Origin of the sequence: Paenibacillus lycopersici, from assembly GCF_010119935.1 — a bacterium.
Classification (GTDB): domain Bacteria; phylum Bacillota; class Bacilli; order Paenibacillales; family Paenibacillaceae; genus Paenibacillus_Z; species Paenibacillus_Z lycopersici.
The window spans coordinates 3,018,461-3,041,694 of sequence record NZ_CP048209.1 but is presented as its reverse complement, the minus strand read 5'-3'; the positions used below and the strand labels follow the sequence as shown (position 1 = coordinate 3,041,694).

Below are 23,234 nucleotides of genomic sequence, written 5' to 3'. Positions count from 1 at the left end.
GTACGGATTCATTAAGCGTTCCGCTTAATTCGCAAGCTCGTCCAGCAGTCCGCGAAGCTCGCTTAATGTTTCGATCGTTCGGAACGGCGTTATGCCGCCCGTAGGCGCCAGACGCTTCGGATTGACCCAGACGCCTTTCATCGCGACCGCTTGCGGCGCGACGATCTCCCAATCGAAATTATCGCCTACCATCCACGCTTCTTCCGCCTTGACGTTCAGCTCCTGCATGGCGTGCAGGTAGACGGCTTGCTCGGGCTTGCCCGTTCCGAACTCCCCCTCGATGAGGATGAGATCGAAGAGCGGCGCGAGCCCGAACCGGTCGATCTTGCTGCGCTGACCGCTGGCGCTGCCGTTCGTGATCAGCGCCAGCTTGAAGCCGCGCTCTCTCAAGTGATGAATCGTTTCGAGCGCGCCCGGAATCATGGTGATCGCCTTGTCCCGCGCATCGGTGAACGCGGCCGAGATGCGTTCGGCAACCGCCGCGGCGCTCTCGGCTGCGGCCGGGCCGCCATGACCCGCTTCCTGCAGCGCCTCGGCAATGAAGCCTGCGCGGGTCTTAGCGAGATCCATCCGCCCGATGCGATGGCGCTCGGGGTCGCTCCAATACCACTTCGCTTTTCCCTTGATGCGCTCGATAATGCCGGTCAATGTCTCCTCATCGTATGGCAGCTCGTTACCGCAAGCCAGCCTCCAGCAGCCATCCACGTCAACGCCGTGGTCAAAGGCGATAATCGTATCGTCCAAATCGAGGAAAATCGCTTTCGGATACATAGGTTAGCCCTCCCATGAAGAGTTCTTCGCCCTCTAACTATACCAGCGGCCGCTCCTTCCTGTAAAATGCCGGTTCGCACGGCACGAATCGCCTTCCATTAACGAGACGTTCAACTCAACGAACCAGATAACCTGATCGCGCGCATGCAACAACAAAAACGCGGCTCTTCTCCGAGGAAGAACCGCGCTGCTGCATGAAACATAATGATTGCATGGTACGCTATTATTGCACGACCGAGTTGAACGACATGATCCATACGGAACCCGCCACGATAACGACGACGATGAACAATCCGAGCACGAGCGCCATGACGTTATACTTCGGCCCTTGGCCTTCGCGAATATGCATGAAGAACAACAGCTGCACGAGTAGCTGGATAACGGCCATCGTAATGATCGTAATGATGACGCCCGTCTTGTTCATGCTCGTTTCGAACACGACCAGCAGAGGTATAACGGTCAGGACGATGGATAAAATGAAGCCGATGATATAGGCTTTCAGCGATCCATGATCTTCATGCTCGTCGTGATGGCCGTGTTCATGACCGGCCGTGCCTGCGGAATGCTGACTCATTTTACATCACCCCCATCAAGTAAACGATCGTGAAGAGGAAGATCCACACCACGTCAAGAAAGTGCCAGTACAAGCTGATGACGGTAATCTTCCGCCGCGTTACCGGCGTAATGCCCCGCATCTTCAGCTGAATCATCAGGCCGATCATCCAGATCAGACCGATCGATACGTGAAGTCCGTGCGTGCCGACCAGCGTGAAGAAGGAGGTCAGGAACGCGCTCGTCGAGATCGTGGCGCCATCGTGCACCATGTTCACGAACTCGTTGATTTCGAGGCCGACGAACGAAGCGCCGAGCACCGCGGTCACGATCAGCCAGCCGATCAGTTGGTTGACCTTGCCCTTGTTCATGGCGAGAACGGCCAGGCCGCTCGTGAAGCTGCTTGTGAGCAAAATAAACGTCTCGGCGACGAATCCCGGAATTTCGAACAGCTCTTTCCCCGTCGGTCCGCCGTCCGTATGCCCTTTAAGCACGACATACGTGGCGAACAGCGTGCCGAACAGCAGACAGTCCGTGACGAGGAAGATCCAGAAGCCGAGCACCTTCATCGATTCTTGATCGTGATGGCCGTGATCGTGCGATCCGGCGGCGTGCCGCGGATGGCTATGATCGATTGCATGCTGCATGTTAAACCGCCCTCCCTGCTGCCTTTTCAGTCTCGATGACTTCATCCACCGGCACATAATAATCGGTATCGTACTGGAACGAGCGGACGAGCAGCGAGATGCCTACGCCGGCCAAGCCCGTGAACGCCATCCAGTTCCAGCCGAACACGAAGCCGAACCCGGCTACGAACCAGCATGCGGAGAATACGAACGGCACGCCGGAATTCTTCGGCATATGAATCGGCTCCAATTGCGATGCCGGTATCAGCGGCGCGGGAGCGAAATCGCGGCGTTCCTTCTCTTCCCAGAACGGATCGCGCTCTTCGACCACCGGCACGACCGCGAAGTTGTACAGCGGAGGCGGCGATTGAATCGACCATTCCAGCGTACGCGCGTTCCACGGATCGCCCGTCGTGTCGCGTTCGCCGTATTTAACGCTGTACAGGATTTGCCATACCTGGAACACGAAGCCGATCCCCATCAGGAACGCGCCGATCGTGGACACCAGATTAAGCGGACCCCAGCCCATATCCCAGCCGTACGTGTAGACGCGGCGCGTCATGCCCATGAAGCCGAGCGCGTATTGCGGCATGAAGCAGACGTAGAAGCCGATATTCCACAGCCAGAAGGCGTATTTGCCCAAGCGCTCGTTCAGCTTGAAGCCGAACAGCTTCGGCCACCAGTAGTAAATCCCGGCGAGGTAACCGAACACGACGCCGCCGATCAGCACCTGGTGGAAGTGCGCAATCAGGAAATAGCTGTTATGGTATTGATAATCCGCCGGCGCCACCGCGAGCATGACGCCCGTCGCACCGCCAACGACGAAGCACGGAATGAACGCGAGCGTCCACATCATCGGCTGCTCCAGCCGAATCCGCCCGCGAAACATCGTGAACAGCCAGTTGAACACTTTCGCCCCCGTCGGTATGCCGATCGCCATCGTGGCGATCGCGAACGCGACGTTGACGTCCGCACCCGAGCCCATCGTGAAGAAGTGATGCACCCAGGTGAAGAAGGACAGAATGCTGATGCTCATAAGCGCGAACACCATCGACTTGTAGCCGAATATCCGTTTCCGCGAGAAGGTGGCCACGATTTCCGAGAAGATCCCGAACGCCGGCAGGACGACGATATATACTTCCGGATGGCCCCACATCCATATCAGGTTGATGTACATCATCGGGAAGCCGCCGCCGTCCATCGTGAACAGATGGCCGCCGAGGTAACGGTCGATGAAGAGCAAAGCAAGCGTTACGGTCAAGATCGGGAACGCGAAGATGATAATGATGCTGCTGGAGAATACCGACCAGGTGAACATCGGCATCTTCATGAGCTTCATGCCCGGCGCGCGCATCTTCAGAATCGTCACGATGAAGTTAATCCCCGTCGCGAGCGACCCGATGCCCGATATCTGAATGCCCCAGATGTAGAAGTTCTGCCCGACGCCCGGGCTGCCCGACATCTCCGAGAGCGGCGGATAGCTGAGCCAGCCCGCATCCGGCGAGCCGCCGATGACGAAGCTGATGTTGAACAGCATCGCGCCGAAGAAGAACAGCCAGAAGCTGACGGCGTTCAAGTAAGGGAACGCGACGTCGCGCGCGCCGATCTGCAGCGGCACGACCATATTGAACAGACCGAACATCATCGGCATCGCCATGAACAGAATCATGATCGTGCCGTGCGTGGTGAAGACTTCGTTATAGTGATCGGCCTGCAGGAACTGCACGTTCGGCAGCGCGAGCTGCGCCCGCATCAGCAAAGCGTCGACCCCGCCCCGGAACAGCATAAGCAAGGAGGCGATCAAATACATGATCCCGATTTTTTTGTGATCGACGGTCGTCAGCCATTCCCGCCACAGCCAGCCCCACTTCTTGAAGTAGAAAAGCACGAACAGGATGGCGATCGAGGTAAGACCGATGGAGACGTCCGCGCCGTAGATGAGCGGATCGCCCGTCACAAAAAATGAGGAGGCGAATGATTTTATACTGGCATACATAAGAGGTGCTCCTCCTTCATCCAACTAATGATTGTGATTCATTTCACTTGAACTGTTGTTGCTCATATTCATATCGCTCATATCCATGCCGTCCATATGATTCATGTCATGGGCGTCCGCGTCATTGGACTTCTGTCCCTCCGCTTGGCTGTTCTGATCGTTGGACTTGTTCTTATCCGAATCCGTGCCCATATCCATGTTCATATCCATATCCATATCCATATGATGAGCGCCGTTCTTCACCACGACGGAATCGAACAGGTCAGGCGGATAAGAGGAGAAGGTTTGTTCATCCGATTTGCCCTTCTGCGTCAGCTCGTTGTATCCGGCCTCGGTCAGCTCGTGGTCGGACGACTTGACGGTATCGACCCACTTGTTGAAATCGGCCTGCGATTCGGCGACGACGTTGAAGCGCATATGAGCGAATTCCTTGCCGCTGAAGTTCGCGCCCGTTCCGTAATATTCGCCCGGCTTATCGGCTTGCAGCCACAACGACATGGCCATGCCCGGCATCGTGTATTCCTGGCCGCCCAGCTGCGGAATCCAGAAGGAGTTCATCGGCGCGTCGCTTGTCAGTTCGAAGTGAACCTGTACCCCGGCCGGAATGTGAACGTAATTGACAGTGGCGATGTTCTGGTCCGGATATTGGAACAGCCATTTCCAGTCGAGCGACGTGACTTGAATCTTGATCGGCTTGACGTCCGTGACGGCCGTCTTCGGCGTTTTCGCCAGCGCGTACGTGTCTCTCGCCGTGTAGCCGCCCAAGATCGCGATAATGACGATCGGGATGCCCCACCACAGAATCTCCAGCACCTTGCTGTCGTCCCAGTGCGGTTTGTACGGCGCCGTGTTGCCCGGTTTGTCGCGGTAGCGCCAGACGATGAACACCGTGATCGCAAGGACGGGAACGACGACGATGGCGCACAGGATGGCTGATAAAATAATAAGCCTGAACTGCGTCTGCGCCACAGGTCCCTGCGGATCGAAGACGACGAATTTGCCGTCGCAGCCCGACAGCAGGACGGTCGTCAACAGTCCGGATATCAGCAGCATCACGCCGCGGAGTTTGGATCGTTTCTTCATTTGCTACTCATCTCCTAACACATACAAGCGTGCTTTATGGCCCTTTGACGCTAGCATAGCAGAAGCCGATGCAATTGGAACTGCCGTTAACAAATCCGTCATTGTTCTGTTTCTTTTCAGACACTTTTCGTTCAACAGTCGTTCACGAATGGCGAAGTAAGGGCTTCCAACGGCCTTCCGTGCCCAAAGGGGAAAAATCAGGAAATCGGTCCGCATCTGCGTTTCCGGGCAAAATAAAAGGCCGTCCAGCAGCTCTGGCCGACCGTTATGTATATATACACGTGCGCGCACACGCCTGACGCATTGCCTTCTGCGCTCCCCGCTGTCATACATGCGGCTGGCGGTCACCTCGTGCCTGCTTCCAGCGTAAAATCGCGCACGGCCCCCGTCTTCCATTCGAACGCTTCGTCGTTGTCCGGCTTCAGCGATACCGGACGCTCCGCGCCGTTCAGCGCAATGGCGTACGCGCTGCTCACGCGCCAGGTCGTCGCCAGATCAGGCAGTTCGATGCGGTAATAACCGTTCGCGTCCGTGACGGCGGACGGATAGCCGGTATACGCAAGCTGATGCTCGGCATAGACAGACACGCCCATGAGCGCCTTCCCTTGCGAATCCCGCGCGTAGCCCTGCACGACGTTCGGCTCGGCCTTGATGATGTCTTGATCGGGCTTCCCGCTTCCTTCGGGCCGGCCGATTTCGATTAAGGTTACGGTCGCCGCGCCGTTGGCTGCAGCGTAATGGACACGGTAGCCGCTGTGTTCAGCCACGAAGCGCAGCGGAACCATCGCGTTTCCCTTGATCATCCGGGCCGGGACATCCAAGTCAAAGCTGCTGCCGTCAGCCGTTGCGGTTCGGCTGTCGATCGTCAGTTCAACGGTCATTCCCGCTTTGGTGCCGATCACCTTCCGCATTCCGCCGGCATCGACCCGTTTCGCTTGGCAGCCGAGCGCTTCGAACAGCGTTTGGAACGGCACAAGCAGCCGGCCGTCCTCCAGGACAGGCTGTACGCTGTCGAAGCGCAGCTGCACGCCATTCATATACACGGCTGTTGTCGAGGCCGCGTCTACGGGCCGCTGCAGGAACGCAAGCAGCGCGAGGGCGCATCCCAGCGCTCCCATCCAGCGGAAGAAGCCTTTATTCATGCGTGCCGCCCTCCTTGTCCAATTCCCGGAATCGATGCGCGATTATAGTAAGCTATGATGTCGATTCGGAAAATAGACGCATGGCCGTTCAACAAATCTGAGCCATGCACCGGTTCGGGCCATAAAAAAGAGAAACAGCAAAAAAAGAGACAGCGAAATGATCGCTGCCTCTCTTGCTTCTGTGCGCGGGTTACGCGCTGTCTTTAGTGCTGAACGCGTTCCATCGACTGGTGCGCCGGCGCCTTGGCCTGCTGGACGAACTTCGGCTGAAGCGCGTGGAACAACGAACCAAGCAGCAGCACTTGAATGCCGCCGATAATAAACCCGAAACCGACCATCAGTCCCAAATTCGTATCCGCGAATCGATAAGAGAAGCACACGCTCATAATCACGCCGATAATCATCAGCGCCAAACCGATCTTCGGCATCAGCGAGGTCCAGTACTTAATCTTCTCGGCTTGGGAAGGCGTTTGCAGTTTAGCGCCGGCTGCTTGTTTGTTGTCGTTCATCGCGTAACACTCCCGTTGGTATATTGTGATTATAGTATATCACAAATTTGTCACGTGGCGTTCACTTTTTGTTCAATAATAAAGATTTTTTTAACATGATGAAATTTCGACAGTTTTCTAATAGCCGCTTCAAAGCTTCGATATGTACTTAACCTTCAAAATCATCTACGAAAACAGCCCCGCCGGTTCAATGAACCTTGGCGGGGCCGCATCTTCGCGATAGCCGTTGCTTCTATCAATCCGCTTTCCGACAGGAGTCATCATGACAACCCCTGCCGTCTCAGGATTTGCTGTCCCGCAGCAGCTTGGCGATTTCTTCGTCGATGGCATCCGCGCCGTCCGTCTGCCGCAGCTCCGCAAGCGCTTCGGCATTCAGCGCGTCCTGCGATAGCCGCCGCAGCCGCGCCGCTTGCAGTTCCGCATCGACCGCTCGGCCTGCCTCCCATTCCGCCGAAGCCGCAAGCGCGCGCATATGAAGTTCGTCGTGCTTCGCGCTCGCTTCGTCGACGGCCTGCTTGAACGAGGCGAAGCGCGATTTCGTCTCCGCGATGCTTGCTTCCATGTCGGACACGACATGCTGCGTCGAGGCCGACTGCCGCTTGCGATCGTACTCGCGCTCCAGCGCCGCACGCGCGCCGTCCGCATCGTTCCGTGCCGCCGCTTGTTCGGCCTGGCTACGGAAGCCCGCCGCCTGCCGCTCCAATCCGCGCGCGCGTTCCTTCGCGCTCAGCAGCTCGGACTCCAGCTTGCTGATCGCGACGGCGAATTCCCGCAATTGCTCGCCCGCGGCTTCGAGATAGGCTTCGAACGACGGCTCCGCTCTGCCGCCGTCCGAAGATTCGGAACGAAACCAGCCTTTGACCTTTCCCCACACGCCCATACGATCGCCCCCGCCGCTTTAGTCTTCGCAGTATTTCCGCGAATCCGCCGCCTGGAACGACGCCTGCGTGATGAATCTGCCCGGTTCGCCGTCGTCGCCGTACTCGAAGACGAAGACATGGCCGCGCGGGACGTGATTGCCCAGCACGTTCACGTACGGTGCGGTAACCCTGTACACCGACGGGAACGGGCAGCAGTACCAATAGGAATCTTCCCTGATCATGCCCTGCGCGAGCAGCTCCTCGACGGTCGTTTCGTACTCCCGCTCGACTCTCGTCTCTACGAACAGCTCCCAGTGCTCGGTCAAATCCTCGATCGCCTGTTCGCGTTCGCCGGAGCGGTTGATGTCGCGGATTGCCAATTCCGACGTCACTTTCCAGATGTCGCGGGAATCCAGCTTGCATCGCTTGAAGGCCGCGCCGCTCCGGTTCGCGCTGCCGATCGTCCCTTTCAGCAGCCCGGGTTCCTTCAGTCCTTGCGCGATCAGGATGAAATTGGACAACGCGATCCAATATTGCGCTTCCGCTTCTTCATGCGTTTCGGCGGATACGCGGCGGCCGTCCGATATCGTGCCGACGATGGAATCGGCGGCCTGGCGGCGCGTCCTCGCCTCCTCGTACAGCAGAATCGCTTCCTTGTACGTCTCTCCTTCGCTCCGGGCAAGCTCGATGTCCAGCTTCAGCAGCTCCTCCATGTCGCCGGCAGCCCTGCGCAGGCCGGCCAGATGCTGCTCCGGACAAGGCTGCGGCCCTTCCAGCTGCTCGCCGAGCGTCACGGGAAGCGCAATCCGCGCAGCATTCGCGAAAGCCGTCTCCTGCCTCGCGGCGACCATAATATCGGGGAGGGCGCCGTACCATGCGTCGGCCTGATCGTGGGTGATGACCGGCACCGGCTTCGGCTTGTCGCCGTCCAAGGCATCCCCGATCAGCGCGTCCGCCATCGTCTGCAGGCTTCGCGCCGCCTGAACGAACGCCTGCGCCCGCGGCGACGGGCTGTCTGCCAGCTCCACGTGCAGCGAATACACCTGCTCGCCGAGCCGCTTGTAAGCCTCCAAATGCTCGATCGGGCATACTTTCTGCCCCGTAATGCCTTCCCTGATCCAATCCATCAGTCCCATACGCCATTCCCCCAGCAATCGAATCGTAATGAATTGTACGCAGCGCGTATCGTCATGTTTCATAATTGTCTTTGCCGTAGAACGAATATAGCATAACGCATGTTGCATAACGCATGCTGGATAAGCGCTTGTTGCATACGACCTTACTATCCTACCATATAAAATGCCCGCGCATTGCCAATATCTGTCGACGGCGGCATCCTGCCGGAGCATCGAAGAAACAACAAAAAGCGGCCGTCCCATAGTCATGTTAGACGGTGGGAAGCCCCTTCTTAAGAATAGGGCTCTTCGCCCGATCCGCAGGCTGTTGAAAGGCGTTCGAACCGAAGTCCGCGGCTGACAACGTTACCGGGCGGGCAACATGCATCGTCAGACGTGTACCTCCTCCACGAACAGACATAGGCAGGCGGACAGACGATCCGCTATTTGATCGCAATCGGCGATATCGAGGCAGTGATCGGACATAGGATGCGTTATGGGCTCCGGAGTGCTGCAAAAATCCGGCTTTCGGCAGAAATAGCGCATCTCCTGTCCGACAGCGCGCGAAAAAACGATGCATACGAGCAAATAAAGGATCTCATGTCCGTTTCCCAAACCTTTTTCCGGAGGATGCATGAGCCGGATTGTGTTTTCGGACAACTGAAGGGCAACCGGGGATTCTGAAGGTACCTGCTACAAGGCTTACCCAGTAAGCTTGGAGGTCGGGTGGCTTTCACTTGCCCACAATCTGCTAAAGATGACAGCGGTCATGCACAAAGACCCAAGATGGCAGAGCTAGCTCTGCCATCTTGGGTCTTTGTGGTTTTTGTACGGTTCTGAGCTTTCCCTAGCCTACTTTTGGGACCATCCCTTTGCGATATCAGCTGTTAATTCCGTCCCTTAACATATTTTTGGGACAGCCTCTTCAAACGGGCAGGTTGTCCGTATTACGATTAGCATATTATCATCGACGACCAACTGCCACCGCCGCTTGGAATGCCAGTTAACGAATGCCAGTTAACGAATGCCAGTTAACTGAAGGCGAGTGATTTGCAGGTTTAGAACGTCGCCGCCAGCTCGGTCGCTTTCGCGATCGCGTTGGCTTTGATTTCCGGAGCCGCCGCCGGGTTGGCAGCCATGCCTTCGACGAACAGGCCTTCGAAGGACGGAATGCCGAAGAACATCGAAATTTTCTTCAGGTAGCTAAAGCCGCTTTCGAAGCCGGCCGCAGGACCTTCGGAATAGACGCCGCCGCTCGCTTGGATGTGGAGGCCTTTCTTGTCCGTCAGCAGGCCGACGGGACCTTCGGCCGTATATTTGAACGTTTTGCCGGCAACGGCGACCGCGTCGACGTAAGCTTTAAGTACCGGCGGGAACGAGAAGTTCCACATCGGGGAGACGAACACGTATTTGTCGGCGGCTACGAATTGCTCCGACAGCTGGCCAAGGCGGGCGACTTTGGCTTTCTCCTCGTCGGACAATTGCTCGAAGCCCGCGCCGGATTGCAGTTTGCCCCAGCCTGCGAAGACGTCGGCGTCAAGCTGCGGGATGTTCTCTTTATAGAGATCGACATGGACGACTTCGTCCGACGGGTTCGCTTCGCGGTAAGCATCGATGAACGCTTTGCCCACGGCCATGCTGAAGGATGCCTGGTGGTCGTGAGGATGTGCGGTAATATACAGTACGGTTGCCATATGAATATTCTCTCCTTGTCTAGTTGCTTTAATATTAAGACTTTGTTCAGTATGCGCCAAATCCGCCGCGCTGTGAAGAAGGCACATTAAAGTGCTCTGGTTTCGCCGAGGATACCGCCAATCATTCCCATCGCTCCCAGCCCGCCGGTATGCGCCGCCGCCGCAAGTTCGGCGGCCGCTTCCCGCAAATGACGAAACGGGCATCCCGCCGGATCGGCGGAATGCCCGTTTCGTATACATATAGCTTCTTGCAATCAACGCGCTTGCGAGGTGCGGGCACGCGAACCAAAATGCTGACTGGCGCTGCGAGGCGCTCATTGGCGCAGCGAGGGAGGCACCGGCTTTCACGGCGAGGCACTTGACACGTACAGCATGGCGCCGACACGCTTGCGAGGCACTGACTCGCTGCGAAGCACAGCCTGCCGCGCCGCTAGCCGTATCGTCTGCTCCGCGCCTTGCTTCGGAAATCCTGCGGGCTGATCCGGTATTTGTCGCTGAACAACCGCGAGAAATACCGCGGATTGCCGATTCCGACCAGCTCGGAAATTTCGTAAATTTTGAGATCGGACTTCGTCATCAGCGACCGGGCCTGTTCCAATCGGTAATTCTGCAGATAATCCATGAACCCGATGCCGGTTTCGTTGCGGAACAGCGTGCCGAACCAGCTCGGACTGAGATTGACGTGCCGGGCGACGGTTGCCAGATCGAGATCCTCGCGGTAATGGCTGCGGATGTAAGCGATCGCCTCGCGAATCTCCAAGCGGAAGTTCGCGGGGCGGCGCTTCAACCCGCGCTGCAGCCGCTCGAGCATGCCGGCCAGCTCGCCCGCATGCCCGACTTCCGCGATCGCGTCCGCAAGCCATGCCCCTACCGCCGCGTCCCCTTCTTCCGTCTCCAGCGCCGCATGCTCCGGGAAGCAGCCGCCGAGCTCGAAGGCGGCATGCTTCAGCCGCTCCGGGCCCGGCTTCAAATGGCCGGCGACCTCTTCCCGCCACGCGGACAGCGCTTTCGCCAACGCGCCGGCGTCTTCTTCCTCCGCCGCCTTGCGGATGTCTGCGTGCACGGCCTCGAGCCGCTCCTCGGAAGCCGCGGCTTCGACCGCTTCGAAGCCCGCGGCGTCGTCCGTAACGACGATCCCTGGCGGCGCATAGAACGCCTGCGCCAGCAGCCTGCGGCACTCCGCCAGCGCGGCCGGCAGCCTCGAAGCCGTATAGACGACATCCGACAGCGCCTGAAGCGGAAGCACGCCCGCGGACGCGCAGGCGTCATAGCCGCGGCTGAGCCGATCCGCCGCCCAGGCGTTGAAGGCCGCGGCGCCGTTCGGCTCCGCCGACGCGAGCACGAGCGCCCAAAGCGGCTCCTCCAGCCGGACGGCGCGCGCGGCATAAGGCGCGGCTTCCAGCTCGTAGGCGCCGGCCAGATGCGACGCCGGCACTTCCGAGCCTGCCGGGAACCGCAGCAGGCCGAGCCTGAACTGCCGGAAGCCGGTCAATTCGCCGGCCAGCGCCGCCGCTTCCGGCTCCGAGTCCGCGAGCAGCAGCTCATGCAGCAGCTGGCGGTCCGACCACTGCTTCTGCTGGCGCTTCCTCCTGAGCTCCGCCGCGGCCTGGTCCAGGCTGGCGACGAGCTCTTCTTCGCTGAGCAGCAGCTTCGTCAAATAGTCGGAAGCGCCGTGCCGCAGCGCATACTGCACTTTATCGAAATCCTCGAAGCACGTGAGCAGAATGACGACAGGCGGCGCAGCCATGCGACGGATCCGCGTCAGCAAGCCGAGTCCGTCGAGCACCGGCATGCCGATGTCGGCGATGACGATATCCGGCTGAAGCTCGCCGATCATGCGCCATGCCTGCTCGCCGTTCTCCGCTTCGCCGGCGACGATGTAGCCGCGCGCCGCCAAATCGAACGTCCGGATGCGCATCCGCGCGAGCGGCTCGTCGTCGACAACCAATAGACGTATCGCTTGTTCACTCATTCGCAGCTCTCCTTCCCCCAGCCTCCTGCCGGGGCAGTTGAATGGCGATCGTCGTCCCGATCCCGGGCTCGCTGTTGACGGACAGCCCGTACCTTTCTCCGAAATGCAGCCCGATTCGGCGGTGGACGTTCAGCATGCCGATGCCGCGCCCGCTCGCCGGATCGCCTCCGTCCCGCAGCGCTTGCCGGAGACGCTCCAGCCGCTCTGGCGGAATGCCGACGCCGTTGTCGCGCACGTACACGACGACGCCCTTCGCCTCGGATCGGACCGAGACGACGAGTTCGCCCTTGCGGCCTTCCAGCGCATGGAGGCCGTGGAACACCGCGTTCTCGACGATCGGCTGCAGCACGAGCTTCGGCACCGGCATCCGCGCGAGCTCAGGCGGCGCCGGGTCGATCCGGAAATTGAACCGGTTGCCGTACCGGACGGACTGGATATGCAAGTAATCGCCCGCGTAGCGCAGCTCCTCTTCGAGCGGCGGCTGCGGATCGCCGTCCAGGCTGTACTTCAACAGCCGGCAGAGCACGCCCATCATCTCGTGCAGGTCGCGTTTCGAGCCGACGTCGATCATGATGTCGATCGTGTTCAGCGTATTGTATAGAAAATGCGGATTGATCTGCGACAGCAGCACCTGCATATCGGATTCCCGCTTCGCTTCCTCCGTGCGCTGCAGGCCTGTGACAAGCTCGGATATTTTGCGCGTCATCTGATTGAACTGGTTCGCCAGCTCGCCGAGCTCGTCCTTCTGCTTGACTTCGACCTTCGCCTCCAGATCGCCGCGCGCGACTTTCCGGATGCCCTTGGTAAGCGCCATAATCGGCCGCGTGAACCACCAGGACACGGTGACGTATATGCCCAGAAAACCGACCAGACCGAACAGCAGCAGCGACCAGGCGATCTTGCCGAGCGGCTTGAACCGGCTTTCCAGCTTGTTCACGTCGCCGACGACGATCACCTTCCACTTCAGGTTCGTGCCCATGGACGAGACGGAATGATAGATGCCCTTCTCGCGGAAGAAGCGGAGCGCCTGCGGCAGCGTCTCCACGTTCGACTCGGCGATGAAGCCTTTATAACCGCCGGAGGGACTAGCCCAGATGTAATCGATCAGCTTGTCGTCGCTGTCATATAACAGCGTCTGCGTGTCGTAGCTGCCGGCGAACGCCGCGCTGCGTTCCAGGAATGCCGACAAATCGACGAGGAAGGCCAAGTACCCGGAGGGCTGCCCCCCTTCGTCGAACACCGTCTTCGTGACGATGCTCGTCGGCCCGAACGCCCCGGTGCGGCCGATATCGGACCGGATCGTGTCCGACCACGTGAATACGCCGCCGCTCGCCTCCGCTTGCTCGCGCACGAGGCGTTCTTCCTTCTGCGAGAAATTGCCCCAGAAATTCTGCGGGTAGCCCGTAATGGCGCCGTCGCGGCGAATGTAGACGACGCCCCGGACGAAGTCGGAGCGGATTTGGACGGCCGTGCGCATGGCGCTGCTCAAGCCGTCCCCCGCGCCCCCTTCCTGCTTGATCGTCTGCTCCATCTCAAGCATGTTGAACGTAATTTCGTTGTTGTAGATCGAGATGAGATGCGTCACCTGGCTGGACATGCCGGCAAGCGCCTCGTTCTGCGTTTCCCGAAGAAATCCGAGCGTGTACTCCTTGGCGATTTGAATGACGAAGAACACGAACAGCGTGCTCGGCACGAACAACAGCAGTATCAATTTGGCCCGCGAGCCCGGTTTCAAGCGGCGTTTCAATCCGGCTGCACCCTCCCTGGCGGCGGTTTCTTGCGAATAGACCAGCATACCCATGAACGCGCGCAAGCGCATTCATGGGTATGCCGTCGCAGGCAGCTTCTTACGGTTTGGCTACGCCGAGCTGCGCTGCGGCGTCGTCGATCAGTTTCTGCCCGCCTGCTTTCTTCCATTCTTCCACATACTTATCCCAACCGTCAAAGGACTTTTTGCCAAGGACGAAGGCGATTTCGTTCTTGTTCTGGAAGTCCGTCAGCTTCTGGCTCGTCGGGCCGTCCAGCGTCAGGTTCATGTCGTAGTTCTTGTAACGCGGCATCGCGATGATCTGCTGATTCCATTTGCTGCCCGTCACGCCGACCGGTTCGTCGTCGTACACCTGCCAGATCAGCGTATAGCCGAAGAACTGCCAGTCCGCGAGCGATTGATATTCCGGCTTCGCCTTCTGGATATGCGAATCCTTGATGAAGAAGACGTTCGTGCCGTCGTCGTTCAGCTTCACCGTGGAATCGTCCGGGAAGATTTCAGGTCCGCCGCCCTGCGACACCGCCCAGTAGTTCTCGTTCGGATAGATCATCGTGTCGAGCATGTGGGCGAGCCGCATCATTTTGCCGGGATCGTCCTTCAGCTTCTTGGAGAAGATGAACAGCCCGCCCGGGTTGCCTCCCGGACCGTACATGCCGCCCTTGCCGTCGTTCGATTTCATCGGCGGAACCGGCTCCCACAGATTCGCGGCCGCGGCGTCTTTCTTCTTCGCGTCGTACTGCTCCTGCACGATATTCCAGCCCGGATACCAGACGAGGCCGATCTGGTCGTTCAAGCTGTACGCTTTGAACGGCTCCCAGCCAATCGTGTACCAATCCGGCGCGAGCAGCTTGTTGTCGTAGAGCTTCTTGATGAATTCCAGGAAGCGCTTGGTCGTGCCGTCGAGCATCGGATGGTTGATCTTGCCGTCCTCGACGTTCCAGCTCGGATGGCCGTACATCGATTTCAGCGAATCCATCATCGACCAGCCGTTGCCGGCGCCCGCCGCGCCCATGAGCCACGTATCCGCTTTGCCGTTCTTGTTCGGATCCTGCTCGACGACCGCCTTGGCGTAGGCGAACAGCTCATCCTCGTTCGTCGGCATGCTCATGCCGAATTCCTTCAGCCAATCCTGGCGGATGAAATAGGACCAGTTGTCCGGGAACACGCTGTAGCGCGGCACGCCGATCAGCTGATCGTCCTTCGTCGTCGCCCATTTCTCGTAATCCTTCGTGACGTACTCGAGCGCCTGCGGCATATACGGCAGCACTTCTTTGCCGTCCAGCAGCTGACCCGCGTTGTACAGCGACAACGCGACGTTCTTGTCCGGCATCATGACCATGTCCGGCTCGTCGCCGGAGGCGAAGCGGACGCTGACGGAGTTCTTCAGATCGTCCGAATTCATCGAGGTGAACTTCAGCTTCACGTTAAACTTCTGCTCGAGGTATTCCTTGACCTTATCCTCGGGCACGGGCTGATTGAAGGAGCCGGACACCATGACGTCCAAGTCGTACGACTTGCTCATGTCGTCGTAGGCGTAGACGGACTTGTCGACGGCCTTCGGCACGGCCGGGAACGCGTCCGGGAAACTCAAGTCCGTTACCGGCGGTCCTGACGCCGCGCCTCCTGCATTCGCGCCATTGCCGCTGCCGGCGTTCGTTCCGGCATTCGTCTGGGCGCCGCCATTGTTCGCCGCCGCGTTCGCTCCGCCGCCGTTCGCCCCGTTACCGCCATTCGAATTGCCGGAGCATGCGCTCATCACGGTTACGGATGCGAGCATGACCGACAATAAGGCGTAGGTCGATTTCTTTCTCATGCTTCGATTTCCCCTTTCTCTTCTCGCTTGCGAATTATGTGAAGAAACCGCCGGAAGACGGCTCCCTTTCACCGCCAAGTATCGGGATCAGCCTTTTACGGCCCCGAGGTACATGCCTTTGACGAAATGCTTCTGCAGGAACGGGTAGACGCACAGGATCGGCACGAGGCCGATGACGACCGTCGCCATTTTGATCGTCTCCGTGCTGACGGCCTGCGTCGATTTCAGCATGCCGTTCATGTTGTCGCCGCTGATGGAATCGACGGTGAGCATGTTTTTGAGCACCATTTGCAGCGGATACTTCGACTTGTCGTTCAGGTACAGCAGCGCGTCGAACCAGCTGTTCCAGTGCGCCACGAGGTTGAACAGCCCGATAGCGGCCAATGCCGGCGCGGCCAGCGGCACGGCGATGCGCGTGAAGGTGCTCCATTCGCTGGCGCCGTCGATCTTGGCGGACTCGATCAGCCCGTCCGGCAAGTTCTCGATGAAGATCTTGATCACGAGCAGGCCGAAGCTGTCGACGAGCAGCGGCAGCACCATGGACCAGAGCGAATTAATGAGGCCCAGCTGCTTGATGACGAGATACGTCGGTATCATGCCGCCGTTCAGCAGAATCGTCGCCAGGATGAAGAACAGGAACAGGTTCCTCCCCGGCAGCGTGCGCTGTGCCAGCACGTAGGCGCCGATGGTCGTCAGCGCCAGCGCGAGCAGCGGGCCGACCGTGCTGCGAAAGACGGAAATCAGGAAGGAATGCCAGACGACGGACGAGGCCATGATGCGCTTGTAGGCTTCGAGGGTCGGTTCCTTCGGGATAATGACGAAATAGTTGCGCTGGATCATTTCCGCCTTGGTCGTGATCGACATGCCGAGCACGTAGACGAGCGGGAACACGGCGGTGACGGCGACGAGAATGACGATGATATGAATGATCGTCTGATAGATGATTTCGCTGCGCGATTTATAGAACATGGTGACCCCTTTCTACCAGATGCCGCGGCCGGTATATTTTTTGGCGACGAAATTGCTGCCCAGGATGAAGATCATGCCGATGATGGACTGGAAGACGCCGACGGCCGTGCCGATGCTGAATTGCAGCCGGCTCAGCCCTTCGCGGTACACCCATGTCTCGATGACGTCGGCGGAATCCAGCACCGCTTTGTTGTAGAAAAGCAGGATTTGCTCGCCGCCCGCGAACAGGATGTTGCCGAGGCTGATGCACAGCACGAACGTCATGACGGGCAGAATGCTCGGCAGCGTGATCGCCGTAATCCTTCTGATCGGCCCCGCGCCGTCGATCGTCGCCGCTTCGTACTGCTGCGGGTCCACGGTCGTCAGCGCCGCGAGGTAGATGATCGTGCTCCAGCCGATCTCCTTCCATAGCGCCGAGCCGAGCAGCAGCGGACGGAACCACGACTCCGAGAGGAAGAATTCATACCGATCATGGCCCAACCATGCCAGCACGTTGTTCACGAAGCCCGAGCCCGTGGAGAAAAACGCGAAAACGATGCCGTATACGATCACCCATGAGAAGAAATGCGGAATGTACACCGCGCTTTGCAGCCATTTCTTCAGCCGCCGCGACGAGAGGTCGTGGAACATGATCGCGAGCACGATCGGCGGGAAGAAGCCGACGACTATGCGGAGCAGGCTGATTTCGACCGTGTTGCGCATGACGTCAACGATCTCCGGATCCTCGAACAGCGTCCGGAAGTTGGCGAAGCCGACCCATTCGCTGCTGAACACGCCCGTGCCCAGCTGCAAATCTTTGAACGCGACGATCCACGCCAGCACGATCGGCCAGTAGCGGAAGATGACATAGTAGACGACGACGGGCAGGAACATCAGATACAGGATGCGGTGCTCCACGATTCGCCGCCATAGACCGCGTTTCGCCGGAACCGCGGCCGCCGTTCCGATTGCCGGGACCGCGGCCGGCCCGAGGCTAGATTTTGACAATGGTGTTGCCCCCTTCGTTGCGTTTGCGGTTTGCCGCCGTTTTGATCTCCCCTAGTATAGCAAGCGCTTACATGAAAAAGGTGCACTGACTGACTGAAAAGGTGCACAAAAACACTGCGTTTGCAGTTGCCGGGTACTCCACTATACCAGCTGAGCTGACAGGCTGCACGGATTCTCGCCGGGGAAGAAGCTCGGCCCATGCGTTCGCCCGACGCGAAAAAGGCTGCCCGAAGGCAGCCTCAGATTGTTGGGAACTACACGCTGCTTCGAGCAGGCTCGTGGCAAACCGCGCCCGGAGCACGAACAGTTCCTGTTGGCGCTTCGCCGGCGCGGCATGGACTGCTGTATGTTTCTAGCCAGCCGGCTTCATGACGGCAGGTACACTTGCGTCCGCCCATGCAAGGAAGCGGACAGGAGATCCGTTGGTTTTCCGCGTGCTCGCGGACAGGAGGTTCGCTATCCGCTTCTGTATTACGTTTTTCCGCGTGCTCACGGACAGGAGATCCGCTATATCGGCTAATTAGCCTGTTTTCGACGTCATTCGGGGACATTAACGGATCCTGTGTCCGTGCGTTGCCCCGAAAGCCCGATTTCACCCCAATAAAGGAACCTCTGTCCGCTCGTCTTAGGAAGAGGGATCTTTTCCGTACATGCGACATAGGTGGCGTCGAACGTTCTCGACAGACTGAGGCAGAGGCTGCCCAAAGAAAGCCGCCTGCTTGCGGCAGCGGAACCCAAGTCCAAGTCCCCAAGCGGTCGAATTATACGGCGGGTGATCTCTTGTTTCCGGGCCGGGAATGAAAGTACCGGGCAAAGAGTTGAGCCTGGTACACGACAGTCGCGATATTCCGCTGAGTTCGGGCAAAGTGTTGTTGGTACAAGGAAAAGTTGCCCGATCAGCAACTTTACCGGCATTATTACCGGTCTGATGCGGGAAAAGTTGCCCAAACAGCAACTTTTCCCGCATTTTTATCGGTCTAAGGCGAATAATGTTGCTCGTATAGCAACTTTTCGACTTTTCTCCATTCTGCGGCAGGGGTGCAGGGTTCTTTGCATGCTAGTGAACCTGGTGCACTACATTGGCAATATTCCGCTGAGTTCGGCCAAAGAGTTGTACCACGTACACTACATTCGCGGTAGAGCGCTGCCCTTGTACCTCCTCAGACCCTCGGGAAAGCCCCATTTCACTATATGGAGCTGAAGTACCGCGAATTTCCGCATGATCACATTATAGTAGGCGCCCGATCCGTTCCGCTCGATTATCCGCTCCGAGACGGGACCAACCGCATCAAAATAAAAGTGCCGGGAAGTCCCGCGGACTTCCTCGACACTCTGAAAGCCGCCCGAAGGCAGCTTGGTTAACGCGTTGCTAGTGCAACGTCCGGGACCGGACACGCGCAAATGCTTCGCCAGGAAATGGCGATAGCTGCACCCGCGTTCGCACGGATTAGACCGATACACGAGTGCACCGGTTTATCCGCACACCGTTCACAATGCGGCAGCCGCTCTCGCGACCGCCGCATCCCAGTCGTTATCCGCGCCCGGCGCCGCCGGTCAATGCCATTCGATCGCGATCGCCGCGCCGGTTGGCTGCCCTTCGTGCCGGAGGAGCAGCGTGCCCGAAGCCGCATCGTAATCGAATTCGGCAGGTTTGCCGTCCGCCGTAACCCGTTTCGGCTCCGAGGCGCAGCGAATGCGCGTGCTGACGATCATATCCGACGGCGATTCCGATAAGAAGCCGAAGGCTCCCGCATCGTCGCGCTCATCGCGGATACGCGACGAGCTGATCAGAATGGCCGGTTCGGCGGACGCCGCAGCCGAGCCGGCTCCATGGCCGAGGTCGTACAACAGGCAGTTCTCGCCCGGTTTCAGCGCGAATCCGTCGCGCACCGGCAAACCGGCCTCGAACAAATCGATGTACGAGCCCTGCAGCAGCGTACCGGATTCCAAGCCCGTCTCGTCCATCGCCTGCGCGATGACGTACGGCCCGCGCTGAATTCGCAAGACGCCGCTTTCGGAATAATCCCGCTCTTCCCCGCGGATGCCGAGCGCGCGGCGAACGCTCGCCGTGACGCGATCCGCCCCTTCTCCGGACTGCGACAGCGCGACCGGATTGACGCGCAAGTAGATGACCGCGCCTTGCCCGACCGTATGCTCGCCTTCCTTCGGCTCGCGGCCGAGCCCCATCGATTCGAACAGATGCTCTTCGGGCCGGTCGTACTTCCTTGCGCCGTTGCCGCGGTTCCACCATTCCTGCACGTTATGGAACGGATCGGAGCCGTCGCCGACATAGATCAGCACGCCGCCCTCGCGCACCCATTGTCCGAGCGCCTGATGGATGCCGGGATGCTCCGGCTTCATGAATTCGTAGCTGAGCAGCAGCACCCGGTAGTCATCGATATAGCCAGGGAAGGTCAGGATATTGTCAAGCTGCACCGGGCGCAGCGGGATGCCTTTCTTCACGAGCGGCAGCGCCAGCCCGTAGAACGCCGACCAGTCGAGCAGATCTTGCTGTTCCGCCGTCAGCTTGTCGGACGAGCCGGTGCCGTCGTACTTGAACATGCCCTTGTCCTCGCCCTCCCCGATCACGTCTCCCCGCTGATACATCGCCGAGTTGGCGAGACAGAGGCCGACGCCTTTCGTATATGCCGCGCCGCCCGCTTCTTCCTCGTGATTGTGCATATCCCGCAGCACGCTCATGACCGTCAGCAGAACGGTCGCGTATTCGCCCGGAATCGTCTCCTTGCCCGTGCCGTCTTCGGTCGGATACTTCAGCGAGAACACCCGCCACGGCCACGGACAGACTTCATATTGGCTTACGCCGGGATGAAGCAGCGACGCGACGACGGTCTGCCGGTAGTTATAACGATAGTCGCTCCACGTGTAACGCGGGTTATCCTCGATCGGGTCATGCAGGAACCACATCTCCCGCCCGGTGCCTCGCGTCAGCTCCTGCATAATGCCGTATTCCAGATACGCCGTCTCGAACGTGCGCTCGCGGCGAACGCCGCGGTAGACGTTCGCCGTGCGCGCCGTTCCCGTCCATATTTGCGCGATGAAGCCGTCGCATGCCGGCATCGACACCAGCATCGCTTCGGGGCTGACGATCCGCCACTGCGTATAATTGATCAGGCTGTGCGTCGGCACATAGAAACGGACGGTCCGTCCATACGTGACGAGCGCGTATTCCTTCATCTGGCTGCAAATCCGGTCGAGCGCCCGGTAATACATGGCCGCCTTCAGCTTGGACGCCCGATACTGCGCATCCGGCGACGAATGCGGCGGAATCCAGTCCTCGCCGTAGTAAGTGAGCCATTCTCGCTTGAACGCCTCGGAATAACCCGCCTGCGCCCAAAATTCCGGCTCTTCCATATGAATCGCTTCGACGCCGCAATCGATCGCCCGCTTGATGTACGTCGCGAGGTATTCCGAGAACGCGATCGTCGGCACCATATACGGAACGTCCTTGCCATGCTGGATCAGGTTGCCTTCGCGGTCCTTCTGCGCCTCGTCCCAGTGATCGCGTCCGTCGAACCGGCTGTACAAATAATCCTGGTATTCTCCCCAGGATACGCCTGTCATCAAGTGTATCGTATACCCGGCCTGCTTCCAGCCTTCGATTCGTGCCGGCAAATCATTCCCGATGCCGTACACCATGACGAAATCGGTGCGCAAATCATACTTCGTCCCGTACGGGCGCGACTCCTGAAAGCCCGTCCATTCGGGATTCGCCTTCGCTCTTCGTGCCATGCGTCACTGCCTCCTTTAATTTGCCTTGATCGATTAAAAAAGCCTGCCGGCTTTCGCCGGCGAGGCTCTTGACAAAAACGCCGCCTTATAAGATTAGTTAGGCATTTGCAGCGTAACGACTTCTTTGCCCTTCAGGTTCTCGTTGGTGTATTTCATCGCATCGTCACAGTCCGTTTCCATCATTGCGGACGTAGGAGCCGAGAGCCAGCTTCTTGCACTTAATATATAATATTCATTATATATATTCAATATATTTTTATTGGCTTATGCGATCAAAACAAAAACCGGCCTCCTGATAAAAGGAAGCCGGTTTATTGGATCGGTTCGTTGTTCGCACGCTTACTTGACCGTCGGCGCTCCGGTCGTCTGGTGGACGACCAGCTCGGGCTCGATCAGCGTCTTCATGTATTTGCCTTTGCCGTTCCGGATGACTTGCAGCAGCATCTCCGCCGCCCGGCAGCCCATGTCGTACTCGTACTGCTTGACATGCGTGAAGATGCCGAAATCTTCCACGATCGAGGTCGGGTCGTCGAAGCTGACGATGGAGACGTCGCCCGGCACGCTGAGCCCGGCATGCTTGGCCATCTGATAGATCTCGATTCCAAGCCTTCCGTTCAGCGTAATGTAGGCGGTCGCCATCCGGTTGCGGATATAGCGGTACAGCGGATGCTGCTCCGGGTTATCCGTTTCGTTCATTCTGAATTCCGTGATCATATGCGCCGGGTTGATCATCGCCCCTTTGTTCTTGAGCGCGTTCATGTACCCTTCGATCCGCTCCTGCACGGTGACCGTCTGCAGCGGCGAATCGGAGCAGATCGCGATTTCCCGGTGACCGAGCTCCCAGAGATGATCCACCGCAAGGCTCGCGCCCATCCGGCCGTCCGCCGCGATGTAATTCGTCTCAACGCCGGGCAGGAAACGGTCGATCAGAACGAAAGGAAAGCCCGAGAACTTCATGGCGAGAATCTCTTCATTATACCGTTCCTCGTCGACCGGGAAGATCAACAGCCCCTCGACGCCGATTTCCTTCAGCGTCTTGATCGCTTCGATCTCTTGCTTCGGATCCCCGCCGGACATCAGTATGACGCAGCGGCAGCCCTTCTCTTCCAAGGTGCTTCGTATGCCTTCGACGAGCCGCATCGCGAAGAAATCGTAAATCGACGGCATGACAAGCCCGACGACCCCCCTCCTCATCAGCCCGGATTCATGCGGCTCCGAAGCCGCCGAGCCTGCCGGCGAATGCGCCGAAACCGGATGCTGCGTATCGGCCGCCGTTTCTTTGTTTCGCTCGCTCACGAAGCTGCCCCGCCCGGGTACGCGCGAAATGATTTTCTCGTTCGCTAGTCCGGACAACGCATTGACAACCGTAATTTTGCTGACGTTAAACTTCTCCATCAGCTCTTTCTCTGTCGGGATCCGATCCCCTTCTTTCAACCCCTCTGTCTCGATCAGTTCGCGAATGTAATCCTGAATCTTCTGGTAAAGTGGTATTCGTTCGGCCGTGCTCATGTCACACCACCAATTCTCTGTGTCTTATTCGTATATATAATATATTTTTGTAAGCGGCTGTGCAAGCATGATTCCATGCGCCTAGATACCTCTTTATCCAATGGATTGCCCATTATGC

The 23,234-nt window shown here is 58.6% G+C and carries 17 protein-coding genes; all 17 read right to left on the bottom strand.

Features of this window, described 5'->3' with window-relative positions; translation table 11 throughout:
- Positions 1-24: 24 nt before the first annotated feature.
- The 17 genes from GXP70_RS13555 to GXP70_RS13475 all read right to left on the bottom strand — a co-directional run bounded on the left by GXP70_RS13555 (position 25) and on the right by GXP70_RS13475 (position 23,116).
- Positions 25-771: an HAD family hydrolase gene (locus tag GXP70_RS13555; protein ID WP_162357307.1), complete on the bottom strand. Its 747-nt coding sequence runs from the start codon at positions 769-771 to the stop codon at positions 25-27.
- Between the two features lie 223 nt (positions 772-994).
- Positions 995-1,345, bottom strand: a complete 351-nt coding sequence (gene cyoD / locus GXP70_RS13550) for a cytochrome o ubiquinol oxidase subunit IV (RefSeq protein ID WP_162357306.1) — start codon at positions 1,343-1,345, stop codon at positions 995-997.
- Position 1,346: 1 nt separating this feature from the next.
- Positions 1,347-1,970, bottom strand: a complete 624-nt coding sequence (gene cyoC, locus GXP70_RS13545; protein WP_162357305.1) for a cytochrome o ubiquinol oxidase subunit III — start codon at positions 1,968-1,970, stop codon at positions 1,347-1,349.
- 1 nt (position 1,971) lies between these two features.
- Positions 1,972-3,945 carry a cbb3-type cytochrome c oxidase subunit I gene (locus GXP70_RS13540; protein ID WP_162357304.1) on the bottom strand — a complete coding sequence of 658 codons (1,974 nt, stop codon included), beginning with the start codon at positions 3,943-3,945 and terminating at the stop codon, positions 1,972-1,974.
- 24 nt (positions 3,946-3,969) lie between these two features.
- Complete coding sequence (locus tag GXP70_RS13535) at positions 3,970-5,028, bottom strand: ubiquinol oxidase subunit II (protein ID WP_162357303.1); 1,059 nt, start codon at positions 5,026-5,028, stop codon at positions 3,970-3,972.
- Between the two features lie 344 nt (positions 5,029-5,372).
- Entirely contained in the window at positions 5,373-6,170 is a 798-nt protein-coding gene (locus GXP70_RS13530) for a stalk domain-containing protein (RefSeq protein WP_162357302.1), read from the bottom strand.
- 203 nt (positions 6,171-6,373) lie between these two features.
- Entirely contained in the window at positions 6,374-6,679 is a 306-nt protein-coding gene (locus GXP70_RS13525) for a hypothetical protein (protein ID WP_162357301.1), read from the bottom strand.
- Between the two features lie 280 nt (positions 6,680-6,959).
- Positions 6,960-7,559, bottom strand: a complete 600-nt coding sequence (locus GXP70_RS13520) for a hypothetical protein (RefSeq protein ID WP_162357300.1) — start codon at positions 7,557-7,559, stop codon at positions 6,960-6,962.
- An 18-nt stretch (positions 7,560-7,577) separates the two neighbouring features.
- On the bottom strand, positions 7,578-8,738 hold the full coding sequence (locus GXP70_RS13515) for a hypothetical protein (protein WP_162357299.1): 1,161 nt from the start codon (positions 8,736-8,738) through the stop codon (positions 7,578-7,580).
- 974 nt (positions 8,739-9,712) lie between these two features.
- On the bottom strand, positions 9,713-10,348 hold the full coding sequence (locus tag GXP70_RS13510; protein WP_162357298.1) for an FMN-dependent NADH-azoreductase: 636 nt from the start codon (positions 10,346-10,348) through the stop codon (positions 9,713-9,715).
- A 430-nt stretch (positions 10,349-10,778) separates the two neighbouring features.
- Positions 10,779-12,320, bottom strand: a complete 1,542-nt coding sequence (locus tag GXP70_RS13505; RefSeq protein WP_162357297.1) for a response regulator — start codon at positions 12,318-12,320, stop codon at positions 10,779-10,781.
- On the bottom strand, positions 12,313-14,067 hold the full coding sequence (locus GXP70_RS13500) for a cache domain-containing sensor histidine kinase (RefSeq protein WP_162357296.1): 1,755 nt from the start codon (positions 14,065-14,067) through the stop codon (positions 12,313-12,315). The genes GXP70_RS13505 and GXP70_RS13500 overlap by 8 nt, the downstream gene beginning before the upstream one ends.
- Before the next feature lie 100 nt (positions 14,068-14,167).
- Positions 14,168-15,901: an extracellular solute-binding protein gene (locus GXP70_RS13495; protein WP_162357295.1), complete on the bottom strand. Its 1,734-nt coding sequence runs from the start codon at positions 15,899-15,901 to the stop codon at positions 14,168-14,170.
- An 87-nt stretch (positions 15,902-15,988) separates the two neighbouring features.
- Positions 15,989-16,870, bottom strand: a complete 882-nt coding sequence (locus GXP70_RS13490) for a carbohydrate ABC transporter permease (RefSeq protein WP_162357294.1) — start codon at positions 16,868-16,870, stop codon at positions 15,989-15,991.
- Positions 16,871-16,882: 12 nt separating this feature from the next.
- On the bottom strand, positions 16,883-17,857 hold the full coding sequence (locus GXP70_RS13485) for an ABC transporter permease (RefSeq protein WP_162357293.1): 975 nt from the start codon (positions 17,855-17,857) through the stop codon (positions 16,883-16,885).
- A 1,554-nt stretch (positions 17,858-19,411) separates the two neighbouring features.
- Entirely contained in the window at positions 19,412-21,607 is a 2,196-nt protein-coding gene (locus GXP70_RS13480) for a hypothetical protein (RefSeq protein WP_162357292.1), read from the bottom strand.
- Between the two features lie 339 nt (positions 21,608-21,946).
- The gene (locus GXP70_RS13475; RefSeq protein WP_162357291.1) at positions 21,947-23,116 is read right to left on the bottom strand and encodes a GntR family transcriptional regulator; all 1,170 of its coding nucleotides are present in this window, start codon (positions 23,114-23,116) and stop codon (positions 21,947-21,949) included.
- Positions 23,117-23,234: the final 118 nt, after the last annotated feature.

What these genes read in the sequence shown, in the direction of transcription:
- GXP70_RS13555 (WP_162357307.1), bottom strand. Translation starts at nt 771, where the DNA reads ATGTATCCGAAAGCGATTTTCCTCGATTTGGACGATACGATTATCGCC.
- GXP70_RS13505 (WP_162357297.1), bottom strand. Translation starts at nt 12,320, where the DNA reads ATGAGTGAACAAGCGATACGTCTATTGGTTGTCGACGACGAGCCGCTC.
- GXP70_RS13475 (WP_162357291.1), bottom strand. Translation starts at nt 23,116, where the DNA reads ATGAGCACGGCCGAACGAATACCACTTTACCAGAAGATTCAGGATTAC.
- GXP70_RS13510 (WP_162357298.1), bottom strand. Translation starts at nt 10,348, where the DNA reads ATGGCAACCGTACTGTATATTACCGCACATCCTCACGACCACCAGGCA.
- GXP70_RS13540 (WP_162357304.1), bottom strand. Translation starts at nt 3,945, where the DNA reads ATGTATGCCAGTATAAAATCATTCGCCTCCTCATTTTTTGTGACGGGC.
- GXP70_RS13530 (WP_162357302.1), bottom strand. Translation starts at nt 6,170, where the DNA reads ATGAATAAAGGCTTCTTCCGCTGGATGGGAGCGCTGGGATGCGCCCTC.
- cyoC (WP_162357305.1), bottom strand. Translation starts at nt 1,970, where the DNA reads ATGCAGCATGCAATCGATCATAGCCATCCGCGGCACGCCGCCGGATCG.
- GXP70_RS13480 (WP_162357292.1), bottom strand. Translation starts at nt 21,607, where the DNA reads ATGGCACGAAGAGCGAAGGCGAATCCCGAATGGACGGGCTTTCAGGAG.
- GXP70_RS13495 (WP_162357295.1), bottom strand. Translation starts at nt 15,901, where the DNA reads ATGAGAAAGAAATCGACCTACGCCTTATTGTCGGTCATGCTCGCATCC.
- GXP70_RS13520 (WP_162357300.1), bottom strand. Translation starts at nt 7,559, where the DNA reads ATGGGCGTGTGGGGAAAGGTCAAAGGCTGGTTTCGTTCCGAATCTTCG.
- GXP70_RS13515 (WP_162357299.1), bottom strand. Translation starts at nt 8,738, where the DNA reads ATGAAACATGACGATACGCGCTGCGTACAATTCATTACGATTCGATTG.
- GXP70_RS13525 (WP_162357301.1), bottom strand. Translation starts at nt 6,679, where the DNA reads ATGAACGACAACAAACAAGCAGCCGGCGCTAAACTGCAAACGCCTTCC.
- GXP70_RS13490 (WP_162357294.1), bottom strand. Translation starts at nt 16,870, where the DNA reads ATGTTCTATAAATCGCGCAGCGAAATCATCTATCAGACGATCATTCAT.
- GXP70_RS13535 (WP_162357303.1), bottom strand. Translation starts at nt 5,028, where the DNA reads ATGAAGAAACGATCCAAACTCCGCGGCGTGATGCTGCTGATATCCGGA.
- cyoD (WP_162357306.1), bottom strand. Translation starts at nt 1,345, where the DNA reads ATGAGTCAGCATTCCGCAGGCACGGCCGGTCATGAACACGGCCATCAC.